The 15,102-nt window shown below is 65.1% G+C and carries 13 protein-coding genes and 1 pseudogene; 4 read left to right on the top strand and 10 right to left on the bottom strand.

Annotated elements, in window-relative coordinates:
• Position 1 precedes the first annotated feature (1 nt).
• From MKCMC460_RS22895 to MKCMC460_RS22870, 6 genes are read right to left on the bottom strand one after another with little or no spacing between them, the layout of a single operon-like run.
• Positions 2–760: a hypothetical protein gene (locus tag MKCMC460_RS22895; protein WP_236977288.1), complete on the bottom strand. Its 759-nt coding sequence runs from the start codon at positions 758–760 to the stop codon at positions 2–4.
• On the bottom strand, positions 757–1,809 hold the full coding sequence (locus tag MKCMC460_RS22890) for an acyl-CoA dehydrogenase family protein (protein WP_236977287.1): 1,053 nt from the start codon (positions 1,807–1,809) through the stop codon (positions 757–759). The genes MKCMC460_RS22895 and MKCMC460_RS22890 overlap by 4 nt, the downstream gene beginning before the upstream one ends.
• 7 nt (positions 1,810–1,816) lie before the next feature.
• Entirely contained in the window at positions 1,817–2,584 is a 768-nt protein-coding gene (locus MKCMC460_RS22885; protein ID WP_236977286.1) for an SDR family NAD(P)-dependent oxidoreductase, read from the bottom strand.
• A 36-nt stretch (positions 2,585–2,620) separates the two neighbouring features.
• Positions 2,621–3,814: a thiolase family protein gene (locus tag MKCMC460_RS22880; protein WP_236977285.1), complete on the bottom strand. Its 1,194-nt coding sequence runs from the start codon at positions 3,812–3,814 to the stop codon at positions 2,621–2,623.
• A 44-nt stretch (positions 3,815–3,858) separates the two neighbouring features.
• Entirely contained in the window at positions 3,859–4,269 is a 411-nt protein-coding gene (locus MKCMC460_RS22875; protein ID WP_238304862.1) for a nuclear transport factor 2 family protein, read from the bottom strand.
• 54 nt (positions 4,270–4,323) lie between these two features.
• Positions 4,324–4,797: a PaaI family thioesterase gene (locus MKCMC460_RS22870; protein ID WP_238304861.1), complete on the bottom strand. Its 474-nt coding sequence runs from the start codon at positions 4,795–4,797 to the stop codon at positions 4,324–4,326.
• Positions 4,798–4,989: 192 nt separating this feature from the next.
• Between MKCMC460_RS22870 and MKCMC460_RS22865 the strand changes: the two genes are divergently transcribed.
• The 4 genes from MKCMC460_RS22865 (at position 4,990) to MKCMC460_RS22850 (ending at position 9,646) form a co-directional block, all read left to right on the top strand.
• Positions 4,990–5,820 (top strand): mycofactocin-coupled SDR family oxidoreductase, encoded by an 831-nt coding sequence (locus MKCMC460_RS22865; protein ID WP_236977282.1) that lies wholly within the window; start codon positions 4,990–4,992, stop codon positions 5,818–5,820.
• 47 nt (positions 5,821–5,867) lie between these two features.
• Positions 5,868–7,043 carry a spirocyclase AveC family protein gene (locus tag MKCMC460_RS22860; protein ID WP_236977281.1) on the top strand — a complete coding sequence of 392 codons (1,176 nt, stop codon included), beginning with the start codon at positions 5,868–5,870 and terminating at the stop codon, positions 7,041–7,043.
• A gap of 68 nt (positions 7,044–7,111) precedes the next feature.
• On the top strand, positions 7,112–8,806 hold the full coding sequence (locus MKCMC460_RS22855; RefSeq protein WP_238304860.1) for a nitric oxide reductase activation protein NorD: 1,695 nt from the start codon (positions 7,112–7,114) through the stop codon (positions 8,804–8,806).
• Between the two features lie 48 nt (positions 8,807–8,854).
• A complete protein-coding gene (locus MKCMC460_RS22850; protein ID WP_236977279.1) occupies positions 8,855–9,646 on the top strand; it encodes a CbbQ/NirQ/NorQ/GpvN family protein in 792 nt (263 codons plus the stop codon).
• A gap of 6 nt (positions 9,647–9,652) precedes the next feature.
• Here MKCMC460_RS22850 and MKCMC460_RS22845 read toward each other — a convergent pair whose 3' ends face one another.
• From MKCMC460_RS22845 to MKCMC460_RS22830, 4 genes and pseudogenes are all read right to left on the bottom strand, one after another.
• Positions 9,653–10,369 carry a hypothetical protein gene (locus MKCMC460_RS22845; protein WP_236977278.1) on the bottom strand — a complete coding sequence of 239 codons (717 nt, stop codon included), beginning with the start codon at positions 10,367–10,369 and terminating at the stop codon, positions 9,653–9,655.
• Between the two features lie 666 nt (positions 10,370–11,035).
• On the bottom strand, positions 11,036–13,186 hold the full coding sequence (gene ctpC / locus MKCMC460_RS22840; RefSeq protein ID WP_012393913.1) for a manganese-exporting P-type ATPase CtpC: 2,151 nt from the start codon (positions 13,184–13,186) through the stop codon (positions 11,036–11,038).
• A gap of 8 nt (positions 13,187–13,194) precedes the next feature.
• Complete coding sequence (locus tag MKCMC460_RS22835) at positions 13,195–13,476, bottom strand: DUF1490 family protein (protein WP_012393912.1); 282 nt, start codon at positions 13,474–13,476, stop codon at positions 13,195–13,197.
• Positions 13,477–13,756: 280 nt separating this feature from the next.
• Positions 13,757–14,991, bottom strand: a pseudogene (locus tag MKCMC460_RS22830) (IS256-like element IS1512 family transposase).
• Positions 14,992–15,102 lie beyond the last annotated feature (111 nt).

The raw sequence follows: 15,102 nt of genomic DNA, 5'->3' as shown, positions 1-15,102 counted from the left end.
CCTACCTCGACCGCGCCCCGGGGCTACGGCCGACTGGCGCGGGGCTCGACCGCCACGACGTCATCGGCGCTCCAGCACGCTTGGCATCGACGATGATCACGAAGCTCCAGACGCACGCGGCAAGGCAGATGCCGACGTACTGCCAGGAGTGAAAGAATCCGCCGCCGAAGAAGAAAATCGACACGACCGAATAGAGCACGGCCATAACGGAGTAGCCGATCCACTCCAGCAGGGATTGACCACGCCCGTCGGGGCGACGGCCCAGCATCGCGCTCGCCGAGGGTCCGCCCCACAACAGCGTCGCCATGAACGACAACAGGTACAGATCGTCGGCGAGTGCGCCTTTCAACAGTGCCCAGCTGACCACGCCGGCGGACATGGCGCCGACGATCCGGATGGTGTGCTCCCGCTGGGACCGGCCGGGGGAGAGCTCGTCGCGGCCGTATTGAATTGTCTGCCAAGCGAAAATCGACTCGGCGGCAAACGTCACGATGATGGCGAACCAGAACAGCTGCATGAACCAGTGACTGTGCCGGCCGCCGAACCAGTCGCTGAAGTGCAGCAGATAGGACCCGTCGTGCGGCCACCAGAGGGCCGTCATCCACAGCGCCATCGGATAAACCCGGTCGCGTTTTCCCATCCGGGCGCCTTCGATGAAGAAGACGAACATCGCGACAATCGACAGCCCGCCGATTGCAACGACGGCGATCGCGTTGTGCGAGATCGCGTCGAGCGTGGTCCGGGGATCGTAGGTATTCATTGCTGTACCAAGGTATCCAGGGCGACGGTGGATGCCAACGTTCGGCGGGGATCGGAGTAGGACGACGCGAGCACGCGCAGCAAACGCGCGTCGGCGAACGCATGCGAGACCGGGTATTCGCGCATATATCCGTAGCCGCCGTGAAGTTGGAGGGACTGGTCGACGGCTTCGCCACAAACTCTGGTTGCAGTGATGCAGGCGGCAGCCGCGTCGGCTGCATCCAGCTCACCGGTGCTGCGCGCGTGCACGCAGAGATCGACGAAGGCGGTCAGCCCGGCCACCTCGGCCCAGAGCTCGGCAAGCCGAAAGCGGGTGTTCTCGAACTCCGCCAGCGGCCGGCCGAATACCTTGCGCTCGTGGACGTAATCCACCGCCAGCGTCGTCGCGGACCGTGCGCTCGCCAGCGCCAACACCGCGAACCACAGATCGATGTCACGACGCAGTGCGGCCGGGGAACCGATCTCGGTTCCGGCGGTGTCGACCGTGCCATTGCTGAGCGTGACGTCCGCCAGGCCGGCGTCGCGTCCGGCGAGGTTGCCAACGATCGGTGTGACGGCGACCCCTGGTTGATCGAGCGCGAGCAGGGCAACGGAGTCGGTGCCCGTTATCAGCAGCGCGTCGGCGATGCGGCCGGCGGCGACGTTCGAGAGGATGGCGGGCGCGGGAACCGCGACCAGCTGACCGGCGCTGAGACCGGGTAGCCACCGTTGTCGGTCCGCCGCGGTGGCGTGATCGAGCAGAAAAGGGATAGCGACGCCGGCCTGCAGTGCCCAGAGCACGGCCAGGCCGATCGCCCCGGCCGCGACCGTCTCCTCGATCAGGACCGTCAAAAACCCGAAGTCGTCGGCACCGCCACCGCCGAACTCCTCGGGCACCGCGGTACCCAGGAAGCCCGCGGCACCGGCCGCGGCGACCACGCTGCGGGGCGTCGCATCGGCCTCACGCCAGGCGTCCAGGTTCGGTGCCACCTCGGTGGCGATGAAACGCTTGACGCTGTCGCGGAACGCCGCGTGATCCTCGTCGAAGAAGCGTCGGCGCTTCGAACTCACCCCGAAATCACCTCGGCGCCATGCGAATCGCGCCATCCAAACGGATGGTCTCACCGTTGAGCATGCCGTTGTCGATGATCGCCAGTGCCAACCGGGCGAACTCGTCGGGCAGGCCCAGCCGACTCGGATGCGGGACGGTCTTTGCCAGTGAGGCCCGTACCTCGTCGGAGACCTTTGCCAGAAGCGGCGTGTCGAAGGTGCCGGGCGCGATGGTGCAGACGCGGATCGCCTTGGACGCCAGGTCGCGTGCGGCGACGATGGTCATGCCGACAATGCCTGCCTTGGACGAGGCATACGGTATCTGTCCGATCTGGCCTTCGAACGCGGCCACGGACGCGGTCAGGATGACCACACCGCGATCACCGTCGATCGGCTCGTTGGTGGCCATCTGTGCGGCGGCCAGGCGCAGCACGTTGAACGATCCGATGAGGTTGATACCGATGACCTCGGAATAGGTCTCCAGTGAGCCGGGTGAGCCGTCTTTGTTGACCACCCGCACCGGACCGCCACGTCCGGCGCAATGCACCACCGCCCGAAGCGGGGCCGCCTCGACGGCGGCGTTGATCGCCGCGGTGACTTCCTCGGGGTTGCGGACGTCGGCGGCGACGAACTGCACCGCGTCGCCCAGTTCTTTCGCGACGGTTTCGCCGTTCGAGGAGGGCAGGTCGGCGATGACGACCCGGGCGGCGCCGCCTGCCACGAGGCGCTCGACGGTCGCGCGACCGAGCCCGGATGCGCCGCCGGTGACGACCGCGCTGATTCCGTCAATCTGCATGGTTTGCTTGTCCTTTCGGATCCTTACGGGGCCTTTTCAGAGCCGTTCGATGATGGTGGCGTTGGCCATTCCGCCGGCTTCGCACATGGTTTGCAGCCCGAAGCGGCCGCCGGTGGACTCCAACGCGTGCAGCATCGTCGTCAACAGCCGGGCACCGGACGCCCCGAGTGGGTGGCCCAGCGCAACCGCCCCGCCGCGGGGGTTGAGCCTGGTGGGATCGGCATTGAAGTGTTGTGCCCAGGCCATCGGGACCGGCGCGAACGCCTCGTTGACTTCGTAGTGGTCGATATCGGCCAGCGACATCCGCGACCGCCGCAACACCCGCTCGGTGGCCGGGATGGGGCCGGTCAGCATGGTGATCGGATCGTCGGCGGCGAGTCCGAACGCATGGAAACGCGCCCGCGGGGTCAGGCCCAGTTCCGCGGCGGTGTCGTCGCCCATGATCAACACCGCCGCAGCCCCGTCGGCCAGCTGGGACGAATTTCCCGGGGTGATGTGCCAGTCGGTGATCTCGGGGAAGCGTGCGGCCATCTCGTCGGAGTAGAACGACGATTTAAGCGTCGCCAGACCCTCGACCGTGGTCGATGGCCGGATGGTTTCGTCGGTACTGACCGTCTGTCCGTCGGGCGTGGTGATCGGCACGATCTCGGCGCTGAAGTCGGCCGCGGCGGCATTGCGATGGGACCGGGCGGAAAACTCGTCGATGGACTCGCGGTCGAGTTTCCAGCGGGCGGCCACCAATTCGGCCGAGACGCCCTGCGGCACGAGTCCCGGCGCATAACGGTGCGCCACTGCCGAACCGTACGGATCCTGCCCGATCCGCGCGGTGAACATCGGGATCCGGCTCATCGACTCGACACCGGCCGCCACCACGATGTCGCACGCGCCCGCGATCACGGCCTGTGCGGCGAAGTCGGCGGCCTGCTGGCTGGATCCGCAGGCCCGGTGCACCGCCACTGATGGCACGCTCTCGGGCAGGCCTGCCGAGAGCCACGCCCAGCGTCCGACCGGCCCGGACTGTTCACCGACCTGACTCACACAACCGGCGATCACGTCGTCGACGCGAGCGGGATCGACGTCGTTGCGGGCCATCAATTGACCAATCACCTGACCCAGCAGCTCTACGGGATGAACGCCGCTCAGCGCCCCGCCGGGGCGGCCGTCCTTCGGTGGCTTCCCCTTGGCCATCGGGGACCGGACGGCATCGACAATCACTGCGCTACGGGACATCTCGGCCTCTCTTCGGTGTGTCTTTTGGTTCGACTTGCGGCGGTTCAGGCGTGCTGCGGCTGGCTGATCGCCGCGGCGTCCCAGTAGAACGCCTTGATTTCCTGGACCCGGTCGCCGGAGAACGACCACACCTCCAGGGCAGAGTTGGGAACTGTGTCCTCGGAGCCCGGGTTCTTCCATTCGAAGGTGATCCAGGCGACCACGTGGTCGCCGTCGCCGATGGTCCGAAGCAGGGTGAGATTCGTGGCGCCCGCTTGGTTACCGGCTTTCGCGATCCCGGTGAACAGCCCCCGTAGCCGTCGACTGCCCTCCACCCGGCCGCCATGCGGCAGCGACGGCGGCCATTCGATCGAGGCATCCTCGGCAAAGTGAGCGTCGATCGCGGCCGCCACCGCATCAGGGTCGGCGCCGCTGAGCGCGGTGTAGAAGTCGGCGACGATCTGGGCGTTCGACATCGGGTACCTCACTGTGTCCGGAGCGGGGGATTATTTTAGAACCGTATCGTCTCATTAAGGGCTGGGCAATGGCGGCCCCCCGGAGCCACCGGCGATCATCGTGCCCTGGCTGGTGGCGCAGCGGTTGCCGTCGCGGTCCTCGACCACGACTTCGACGAACTTGGTGCGCCGCCCCCCGCCCAAGCCGGTCGCGCGAAACGTCAGCGGCGCGTGGGCGGGTGAATGAAATTGGATATGCAGCGACCCGGTCGCGGGCAACAGTCCGGGTTCGCTCATCCGCACGGTAAGAGCGCCCATGATCTGATCGGCCGCAGCGGTTACGGTGCCCCCGTTCACGGCCCCATTGGGGTTGGGGGTCAGCGTCGAACGTTCCATACGAAAGATCGCCGACATGGCATTGAACTCCGTGCACACCAGGCCCACGTCGCGGCAGTAGGGCAGAGCGTTGACCCAGGTCAACCAATCCACGGTGGGGCCCGACGGCGGGTTCCACCACTCCGCTTCGGGCGGGATCCGCTCTTCAGGCATCTTCAGGCTCCGGTTCTCGTTTTCCTGAGACAATGTAAACGATCGTTCCCGCTAGGGTAGTCGCCCCCGGGCCGTGTGTGGCCATTGACACAAACGACCCAAATCGGCAATTATGAGACATTGAACCTTAAAAACGTAGCCCGTCGGCAGAACGTCCGTTCGGGAGAGACTGAAGACAAGGACACCAACTTCATGGGACTCGCCGACAACAAGGTCGCCTTCATTTCCGGGGTAGCGCGGGGGCAGGGCCGCTCGCACGCGGTGCGACTCGCCGAGGAAGGCGCCGACATCATCGGCTTCGACATCTGTGCCGACGACCCCTCGGTGGAATACCCGCTTGCCACCCGCGATGATCTCGACGAAACGGGCAAGCTCATCGAGAAGTTCGGCCGCAAAGCGCTGCTGTCGGTCGCCGACGTTCGCGACCACGAGGCGGTTAAGCGGATTGTCGACGAGGGCGTGGCAGAGTTGGGGCGGTTGGACATCGTCCTGGCGAACGCCGGCGTGATGGCCATTACCGGCCAGCAGCGCCTAGCGCGTGAAGCGTTCCTGGCCGGCATCGACATCATGCTGGTCGGCGTCTTCAACACCGTGATGCCGGCGATTCCGCACCTGCAGGCCGGCGGGCGGGGAGGATCGATCGTGATCACCAGCTCCACTGCGGGCTTGGTCGGCGGCCTCGGCGACGGCTCGCCGGGGGTGCTGGGCTACACCGCCTCCAAACACGGGGTAGTCGGATTGATGCGCGCGTGGGCCAATGTGCTTGCCCCAGATAACATTCGGGTGAACACCATCCACCCGACCGGGGTCAACTCCCCGATGATCGCCAACGAAGCATTCGGGCGCTACGTGCAGGAGTTCCCGACGATCGCGCAGAACCTGCAGAATCCCCTGCCGGTCCCCAACGGACTGCTCGAGCCGCAGGACGTGACGGACTCGATCATGCACCTGGTTTCGGACGCGGGCCGCTACATCACCGGCAGCACGTTCGTCATGGATGCTGGGTTCACCAATAACCGATGATCATCTAACCGGAAATCATCGAAGTCGCTGATCGGAAGGGGCCAACGATGACGCAGGTGGTTGAACGACCGGATCTCGGGACGCGGGACAGCGCTTCTCGACCAGTCGATACCGCACCTCGCACGTCGGCCCCGGTGAGGTGGTGGGCGGCCGTCGGCAGCGCTTACCTGGTGTTCATGGTGGTCGTACTGAGCGCCTGGGTTCTTGGCCCGCTGTTCAAGACCGTGCCGGTGGGTCCGACCCCGGTTCCGACCTTCATGAAGGTCGCGGTGGTTTTCTTCGAGGTCATCTCGATCCCCGCGGTGTTGGCGTGCTTCTACTTCATGGTCGTCAAACCGTGGCGGCGCGACGGCAAACTCAGCGTGGACGGGGCGCTGACGATCGCCTTTGCGACGGTGTGGTTCCAGGATCCGTTGTCGGCGTACAGCGGCACCTGGTTCACCTACAACGCCTGGGCGCTCAACTACGGCTCCTGGGTGAACAGCATTCCCTTCGCCACCGGCAAGGCCGCACCCGGCGCGATGCTGGTCGAGCCAATTCTGATCATTCCCGGCGCCTACGTCTACTGCTTCGTGATAGCGATGTTCGCCGGGTCCTGGGTGATGCGAACCGCACGCAAGCGCTGGCCGCAACTCAGTGCGGTCAAGCTGGCCGCCATGTGTGTCGTAGCGATGTGGGGTTTCGACGTTCTGCTCGAAGGCGTCATGTTCATGCCGCTGGGTGTCTGGGAGTATCCCGGCGGGCACTTCAGCATCTTCTCGAACACCTACCACCGCTTCCCGCTCACCGAGATGATCACCGCCGGTTCGGCATTCGCGTCCGTCGCCATCCTGCGCTTTTTCAAGAACGACCGCGGCGAGACGCTGGCAGACCGTGGCCTCGAGTCACTGAAAGTATCGGATCGCCGCAAGAGCCTGTTGCGCGGGCTGGCAATGATCGGTTTCGTCAACATGTTGTTCTTCGTCCTGTACAACGTGCTCAACACCTGGACCGCGACGCGGATGGCCGAATGGCCGGTGGACCTGCAGCAGCGCTCGTATCTGACCAATGGTCTGTGCGGAGAGGGCACCGACCAGATGTGCCCGGGCCCGGCAGTTCCCCAGTTCCGCAACAACAATCAGGATCCCAACGGGGGTTCGGCGCATCTGGACCCGAACGGTCATCTGGTAGTGCCGCCCAACACCGTGCTGCCGAGCATGGTGCCTTTCGACCGCGGAAAGTAGACCGAGGGCGCGACATTTCATCGATCACCAGATTCGCAGTGCTGGCGACCGCGATCGCCTCTCGGCCCTTGACTGTCGAAGAAACGCGCGCCGAGTCAACTCACACGGACGGCCGCACGGTGTTCGTCGCTGCCGGCCTCGACGACGCGGACGTACGTGACGCGGTCGCGGTACAGGCGGCGCTGCTGGCCGGTGGCGCGTTGCGCAAAGACCTGATGATGCGACTGGCGCGACATCGCACGACCGCAGCCCAGCGCTATCTCGCTCTGGAAGTCGGCCGTGTCGCAGAGCAGTTGGATCGGGTCTTGCCGACCAGAACCGCGCGACGCATCAAATCGGCAGGTTTGCAAGCACTTTCAGGCTCCAGCGATGAGTCTTACGACCTTGCGCTGGGTCGCCAGCCGGTTGCCTCACCCCCGGATTGGGTCGGTGTGTTGCGGCCTTCCCGGCTGCGCCGGGTGAGCCAGGAGGAGCTGCGTGCCTCGCCCACCGATCACGACCTGACGCGCTTGGGGCAGTTGCAGGAAGAGGATCCCGAGGAGGACGACGGCCCCGCGGACGAGAACGACGACAGCAAGATCGTCAATCTGCTGTCCGCCCCGGGAATTCCCAATCCGCTGGGCGACGCGATCCAGAAGCTCCTCGGCATGGGCCGCAGCGGCCAGGACAAGAATCAAGGTTCTGCCGAGATCCCGGCGGGTAAGCAGCGGTTCGGTCCGGTCGGCCGGAATGCGCGCAAGGGGGCACTGGGCCGGTTGATGTCCGCGGTGCTGGAACCGGCGCCGGTCGTCGGAACCCGTTACCCGGAGTGGGATTGCCACAAGGGGGCCTATCGTTTCGACTGGTGCGCGGTGGCCGAATACGATCCGGCCGACGTCGAGTCCGCCGCTGAAGTCACCGTCAGCAGAACCCTGTTGCAGCGGCCCCTGGCCCGAGTCGGCATCGAGCCGCAACGCCATCGACGTCAGGCCGAGGGCGATTCCCTGGATCTGTCGGCGCTGGTGGACTACGAGACCGACCGCCGACACGGCGACAATCCGGACCCCTACATCTACGAGGCCAGTCGACTGACCAAGCGCGACCTATCGGTACTCGTACTGCTGGATTGTTCGGGTTCGACCGCAGAAGACTCCGGCGGCCGCGTGGTTTTCGAGGAGGAGCGCCGGCTCGCCGGAGATTTCACTGTGGCGTTGGAAAGGCTGGGCGACCGGGTCGGGACCTACGGATTCTATTCCCGCGGCAAAGATGCGGTGCGCTTTCTCAGGGTCAAGAGTTTCGACGCCAGGTTCGACGCGGCCGCCAAGCGCCGCCTGCGGTCGGTCCAACCGTCCGGGTTCACCCGGATCGGCGCCGCCATCCGCCACGCCACCCACGTCCTGCAATCGCAGGCGCTGGCAAAGAATATGGTGCTGTTGGTGATCGGCGACGGATTGCCTTACGACGACGGCTACGAGGATCGCTACGCGCGCGCGGACGCCCGGCAGGCGATCAAGGAAGCGGTGCTGCAGGGCATCGGCGTGGCCGGAATCGGCATCCGCTCGTCGACCGAACCCGAGGTTCTCGAGGACGTGTGGTCGGACGCATCGTTCAGGGTGATCGGACAGAGCGGCGATATTACCCAGCACCTGCGCGGCCTATTGCTCAACGCGCTCAGTGTGACGCGCAGTAACGGCCGGCGACGCGAGTTGTTATCCGAAGAGCACCACGGATACCTACGGTCGCTGCATGCGGCCAGACGCAACGTGATCAACACATATAGCTGAAGCTGCGAGGTGGGAATGAGCGAATTGACAATGGAGCAAAGGGATTCGATGCCTGACACGGGTCGAGCCAAGCAGGGCTACATCCCTGTCGGCGACGAAGTCGACGTGTTCGCCGCGGCCTGGAAGTCTGGACTTCCGGTCATGCTCAAGGGGCCGACGGGTTGCGGTAAGACCCGGCTCGTCGAGCACATGGCGGAGCAGTTCGGGGTGCCGCTGTTCACTGTGTGTTGTCACGAGGACATGACATCGTCAGATCTTCTGGGCCGGTTCGTACTTCGTGACTCGCACACGGAGTGGGTGGACGGCCCCCTGACCCAGGCTGTGCGGCAGGGCGGCATCTGTTACCTCGACGAAGTGGTCGAAGCCCGCCAGGACGCGATCGTGGCAGTGCATTCGCTGGCCGATCACCGTCGCGAGCTGAACATCGAGCGATTGGGTGGCGTCAAAATACAAGCGGCAATGGGATTTCAGCTCGTTGTCTCCTACAACCCCGGCTATCAGAGCGTCCTCAAAGACCTCAAGATGTCGACGCGCCAGCGCCTCGTCGGCATCGACCTCGGATTCCCGCCGCCCGATATCGAGAGAAGGATTCTGCTGCAGGAGAGCGGGCTGGACTCCGAACTGCTCGACGACATCATTCGGCTGGGTCAGGCGATTCGGCGCCTCGATGATGCCGCGCTACGTGAAACCGCTTCCACCCGTGCGCTTGTCGCGACAGCTACCCTGGTGCGCGCGGGTCTGCGCCCGCGTGCAGCGGCCGTCTCCGCGATCGCCAGTCCGCTGACCGACGATGCGGAAACCTGCGAGCGGTTGACGGTGCTGATCGAGTCGTATCTCTGAAGCGGACTACCTGCCGGTCGAGACGGTGTCGAGATTCTCGACCGGTGAGCCGGGATTGCGCGTGGCCCGCTGCACCGCGGCGCGCATCAGGTAGAAGGTCACCAGGAACCAGCCGCCGAACAACACCACCGGGATCCACAGGCCGAACAGCCCATTCCACGACCACGGTCCGGAGTGGAAGAAGAACAGCAGCTGGTCGGGCAGGATCAGCATGACGATCATGATGTTGACGTAGCCGGCCCAGCGCGGAAATACCGGATCGGCGCTCTTGTCGATGAAGGCCGCGATGGCGATCGCGATCGGCATCGCGGCGAACATGGATACCCCACCGATGAACTGCAGCCACGCCATGTCGTTGAAAATGTAGGTCAGTTCGTGAGCCCGCTCGGGACGGTAGGCGGCGACCAACCACCAAATGGCAGGATAGAACGACAGGACCATGTTTCCGCAGCCGCCGATGACCACGCCATAGGTGAGCACGCCCGCGCCGCCTTCGATCTTGGACAAGAACTGCCCGATCGCGGCGGCGAAGAAGATGAAGACACCGGCTGCCCACATCACCATCACCATGCCGATACGAATACCGTTGGTGTTCTCCTGGAAGATCCGGGCGATTTCATCGGCGTTGCGGGACGGCGCAACTGGTGGGAGGAAGCCGGCGAAGGCACCCCAGCCCAGGAAGAGCAACAGCAGGTACCCAGGGCCGCACCAGGCACCGAACATTACTTACAAGTTCTCAAACTACCCCCTATGCCGCCCCCCGAAGTCAACGGCGAGCGATAACGGGTTTGCGGCGGGCTTCTTGGCCGAGATGTCGCCGGCGGCGACGCCGCGTTTGAGGGTAGTCGACGGACTCATAATTGGTGTACCTGGGCGTTTGTTGCGTCGGCTAGCGTTGGAACGTTTTGGGCGTACGTGCTTCTAGCTGTGTCGATACGGCTTGTCGCGTTGGCCGGAGCTGGATGTGTAGGGAAGTGCTGCGGTATCGGTCGCGGTATCCGCCAGTTCCGCGGGCTCGATAAGCAGCCAGCGACACCATTGCCATGGGTTGACGGCCGCACCCGCCGCGCCACGGTAAGACACGGAGCGCGGCTGTGCACCGCGACGTACCTTTTCTTCACGCCGCCGAAGCGGCTTGCATCACGGCAATCGCTCGCTGGCAGGTGCCGGTTTGCGCGGTGGTTCGGTGGCTGTCAATGCTCGGCATGGAGCCGACCGCAAAGCGGCGTGGCCTTGACAGTCACCGCATCAGCGTTGAGCACAATTTGAGGCCAGTGCGGCCAAGTGGTGGATTTGGCGGACGAACATGCCGCGTGCGGCGGCAGCTGACCACGGTGTTCCCGAGACATCGCCGCCCCGCGAAGCGGTTGGTAGACCTAGACGCGCGCTTCAGTCGAGGCGGTAGCGGATCAGCCTGGAGCTGTTGGCGACTACTGCCACCGAGGACGCGTTGTGCAGGATCGCCGCCAGCACCGGCGACAACGCGCCACCTGCGCCGATCGCCAGCCCGACGGCGTTGACCGCAATGGACATGCCGTAGTTCTGGCGGATGACCTCGACCGCGCGGGCGCCCAGGTCGGGCACGTCGAGCAGGCGCTGCAGGTCGTCGTTGGCCAACGCGATGTCGGCCGTCTCGACCGCGACGTCGGTGCCGGCCAGGCCCATGGCGATGCCGATATCGGCGGCGGCCAGGGCGGGGGCGTCGTTGACGCCGTCACCGACCATCCCGACGACGTAGCCCTCGTCCTGTAGCCCGCGGACCACTTCGAGTTTGTCATCCGGCAGCACCTCGGCGCGCCACTCGTCGATGCCGAGCTCACCGGCGACCGCCTCGGCGGTATCGTGATGATCGCCGGTGAGCATCACGATCCGGCGAATACCGTTGGCGCGCAACTTTTTCACGACGTCCGGCGCCTCGGGCCGCACTTGGTCACGTAGGCTGATCAACCCGACCAGGGTGCCGTCCACCGCCAGCAGCAGCGGCGTCTCGGCTTGGCGTCGCAGCGTGTCGACCCACTGCGTCGCCTTCTTCGACACCCGGACTTTTTCGGAGCGCAGCAGCGACGGGCTGCCCAGCAGCAGCGTTCGGCCGTCGGCCCAGGTCCGCATGCCCAGCCCGACCAGCACCTCGCATTCTTCGTGCGGCGGGATGGTGATGCGGCGTTCCTCGGTGGAGCGGATCACGGCCTCGGCAAGTGGATGGCGCGAATGCAGCTCCGAGCTGGCCGCATACGCGAGGACCTGCTCGGGCTGCCAATCCTTGTGTATGGCAATGATATTGGTCACCACTGGACGCCCGATGGTCAGTGTGCCGGTCTTGTCGAACACGATCGCGTCGACCCGGCCGGCCTGCTCCAGGTGCGATCCACCCTTGATCAGGATGCCGCGGCGTGCGCCGTTGCCGATCGCGGCGCTGATCGCCGTCGGTGTGGCCAGCCCCACCGCGCACGGGCAGGCGATCAGCAGCATGGTCATCGCGCGCCGGACATCCCCGGTGATCGCCAAGGTGATCGCCGAGACGATGAACGAGATGGGCACGAAGCGGCGCGAGAAGTTCTCCCCCACGGTCTGAATCGGCGCCCGATCGTGCTGCGCCTCTTCGACCCGGGTGATGATGCGCCCGATCGTGGTTTCATTGCCCACAGCGCTGGCGCGCACCACCAGCCGACCGCGCAGCACCACCGAACCGGCATGCACCGGCGACCCGACGATCATGCTGACCGGCAGGGTCTCCCCGGTAATCGCGGACTGGTCAACCGCCGCCTCGCCGTCGATGACCTCGCCGTCGACTGGGATCGCCACATGGTCGTGGACTATCACCTCGTCGCCGATCTGCACGGTGTCCATCGGTACTTGCACTTCGTTGCCGTCGTCCAGGCGAATCCAGGCCGTGTCGGCGGTACCGCGCAGCAGATCCGAGATGGCGCGTCGGGTCCGTCGCAGCGTCAAGTCCTGCAGGTACTCGCCGATATTGAGCAGCCACAGCACGGTCAACGCAACCACGTTCTCACGCAACACCAGGCTCGCCGCGATAGCCGCGGTCACCAACGTGTCGGTGCCGGCGCGGCCGGACCGGATCGAGCGCAGCGCGCCCCGGAAGAATGGGTAGCCCATAAAAACGGTCGCGCCCGTCGCCACCAGCTGACCGCTCGGACTCAGCAGCGGTGGTCGTTTGAAGACGTAGCGGCGCACTCCCAATAAGGCCAGCGCCGCACCGCCGATCACCATGCGCAGCACCTCGGTGTTGCGGACGTCAGATGACCGCGGCGTGCGCGCCGGGATCAGCTCGGCGGCTATGTGTTTGGCTGTGTCGATCGCCGCCAGCACCGCCGAGCGATCGCAGCGCTTCGGCGAATACCACACGACCACCGACCCAGTGTGCGGATAGGCGTGCACCGCCCGCACACCGTTGTGCTTGTCCACCGCATCTTCCACCGCCACCGCGCGGCGTGCATCGCAGACCACCCAGGGAACCTGCACCCGCATCCGCCCGGCCGCATCCGAGACGACCTCGAGGTCAGGCTCGATTACCGCTGTCATGCCGGCGATCAGTGCTCGTGCTGGTCGTGGTTGCCAATGGCCGGCGGTGGTGCCTCTTCACCGATACGTTCGCGGGCCTCGGCGACCACGTCGGACACCTTGAGCCGGGCCGATTCCGCCACCTTCTCCGCGCCCCGCGTTCCGCGCAGACCCACCTCCGTCGTGGCCACCGCAGCCCGGTGAACCGGAGCCGAACCCAGCGCCTTGCGCAACAGCTCATACGCGCTCACCCCGACCACTCCGGTAACCACCGTCGCGCCTGCCTTCGCCAATAGCCCGTGCACGATCATCGCCCAACCTTCCTTCCGTTCAGACATTGTTATGACATCAGCCAACCCGAACGTCGATTGATGTTCATATAACAATATCACAATATCAGCATGCTCGACTCCGGTATTCACCCGGTGTTCCTTCGGCCGCAAAGGGCATCTGGGGCGGCTCGCGGTTGTGAGTGGTTGGTCCCCCGTTTGCGGTCGGACTGCGGCCCCATACCCGGTACGTGTGCGGTAACACGGTCAAGTCCAGGGACGTGGTGTACGACGTCGTCGTGTGATTCTTCGATGTCGTGACTTATGCGGTTAGTGCCGCGGGGTTGTCCTCCTGTTCTGCTGGTGTGGTGGTGGTCAGGCGGGATTTGCTGAGGACGTCGAGACCCAGGTAGCGCCGTGACTCGGCCCATTCGTCGTGTTGTTCGGCCAGCACAGCGCCGACGAGGCGGATTAGAGCATCGCGGTCGGGGAAGATCCCGACGACATCGGTGCGGCGGCGGATTTCTTTGTTGAGTCGTTCCTGGGGGTTGTTGGACCAGATCTGACGCCAGATCTGCTTAGGAAAAGCCGTGAAGGCCAGCAGGTCGGACCTGGCCGCTTCGAGGTGATCAGCGACCTTGGGTAGCTTGTCGGAAAGCGCGTCGATGATCCGGTCATATTGTGCAGCAACAGAAGTGGCGTCGGGTTGATCGAACACCGAATGCAGCAGGGTCTTGACCCAGGGCCAGGAGCTCTTGGGGTGATGGCCATCAGGTTGGTGGCGTAATGGGTGCGGCAGCGCTGCCAGGACGCCCCGGGCAAGGTGGCCCCAATCGCTGAGAGCAGTCCAGCATGGGCGTCGCTGGTGACCAGCGCCACCCCAGACAGGCCGCGCGCGGTCAACGAGCGCAGAAACGTCAACCAGCCCGCACCGTCTTCGGCGGTGGTGACGTCGATGCCCAGGATTTCGCGGTAGCCCTCAGCGTTGACGCCCACCGCGATCAGCGCGTGCACGTTGACCACGCGGCCGGCCTCGCGGACCTTGAGTACCAAAGCGTCGGCGGCCATGAACGTATACGGGCCGGCATCAAGAGGCCGAGTGCGGAAAGCCTCCACGGCAGTGTCGAGTTCTTTGGCCATCACCGACACCTGCGACTTCGACAAGCCGGTAATCCCGAGGGTCTCGACCAGCTTGTCCATCCGCCGGGTCGAGACCCCGAGCAGATAGCAGGTGGCCACCACAGTTGTCAGGGCCCGCTCGGCGCGTTTGCGGCGTTCCAGCAGCCAGTCCGGGAAGTAGGACCCCTGGCGCAGCTTGGGAATCGCCAGATCCAAACTGCCTGCCCGGGTATCGAACTGGCGATGCCGATAACCGTTACGAGAGTTAGTCCGCTCGCTGCTGCGCTGACCGTAGGCCGCGCCGCATAGCGCGTCAGCCTCGGCGCCCATCAGCGTGTGGATGAAGGTAGCCAGCAGTTCGCGCAACACATCAGGGTGGGTGGTGGTGAGTCGCTCAGCCAACAGTGCGGGTAGGTCGATATCGTGGGCAGCGGTCATCGCGTCGATCCTTTGCTCTAGTGACTTTGGTCGGTCTCTCGAAGAATCACGCGATGACCCTTTACTAGCCGGCTACGACACGCCGGTCCTCACCTCACGGCCCGACTCGTA

This window comes from Mycobacterium sp. 20KCMC460 (assembly GCF_022179425.1).
GTDB classification, from domain to species: domain Bacteria; phylum Actinomycetota; class Actinomycetes; order Mycobacteriales; family Mycobacteriaceae; genus Mycobacterium; species Mycobacterium kiyosense.
The sequence above is the reverse complement of the archived record's forward strand: the minus strand, read 5'-3'. Positions and strand labels throughout refer to the sequence as shown.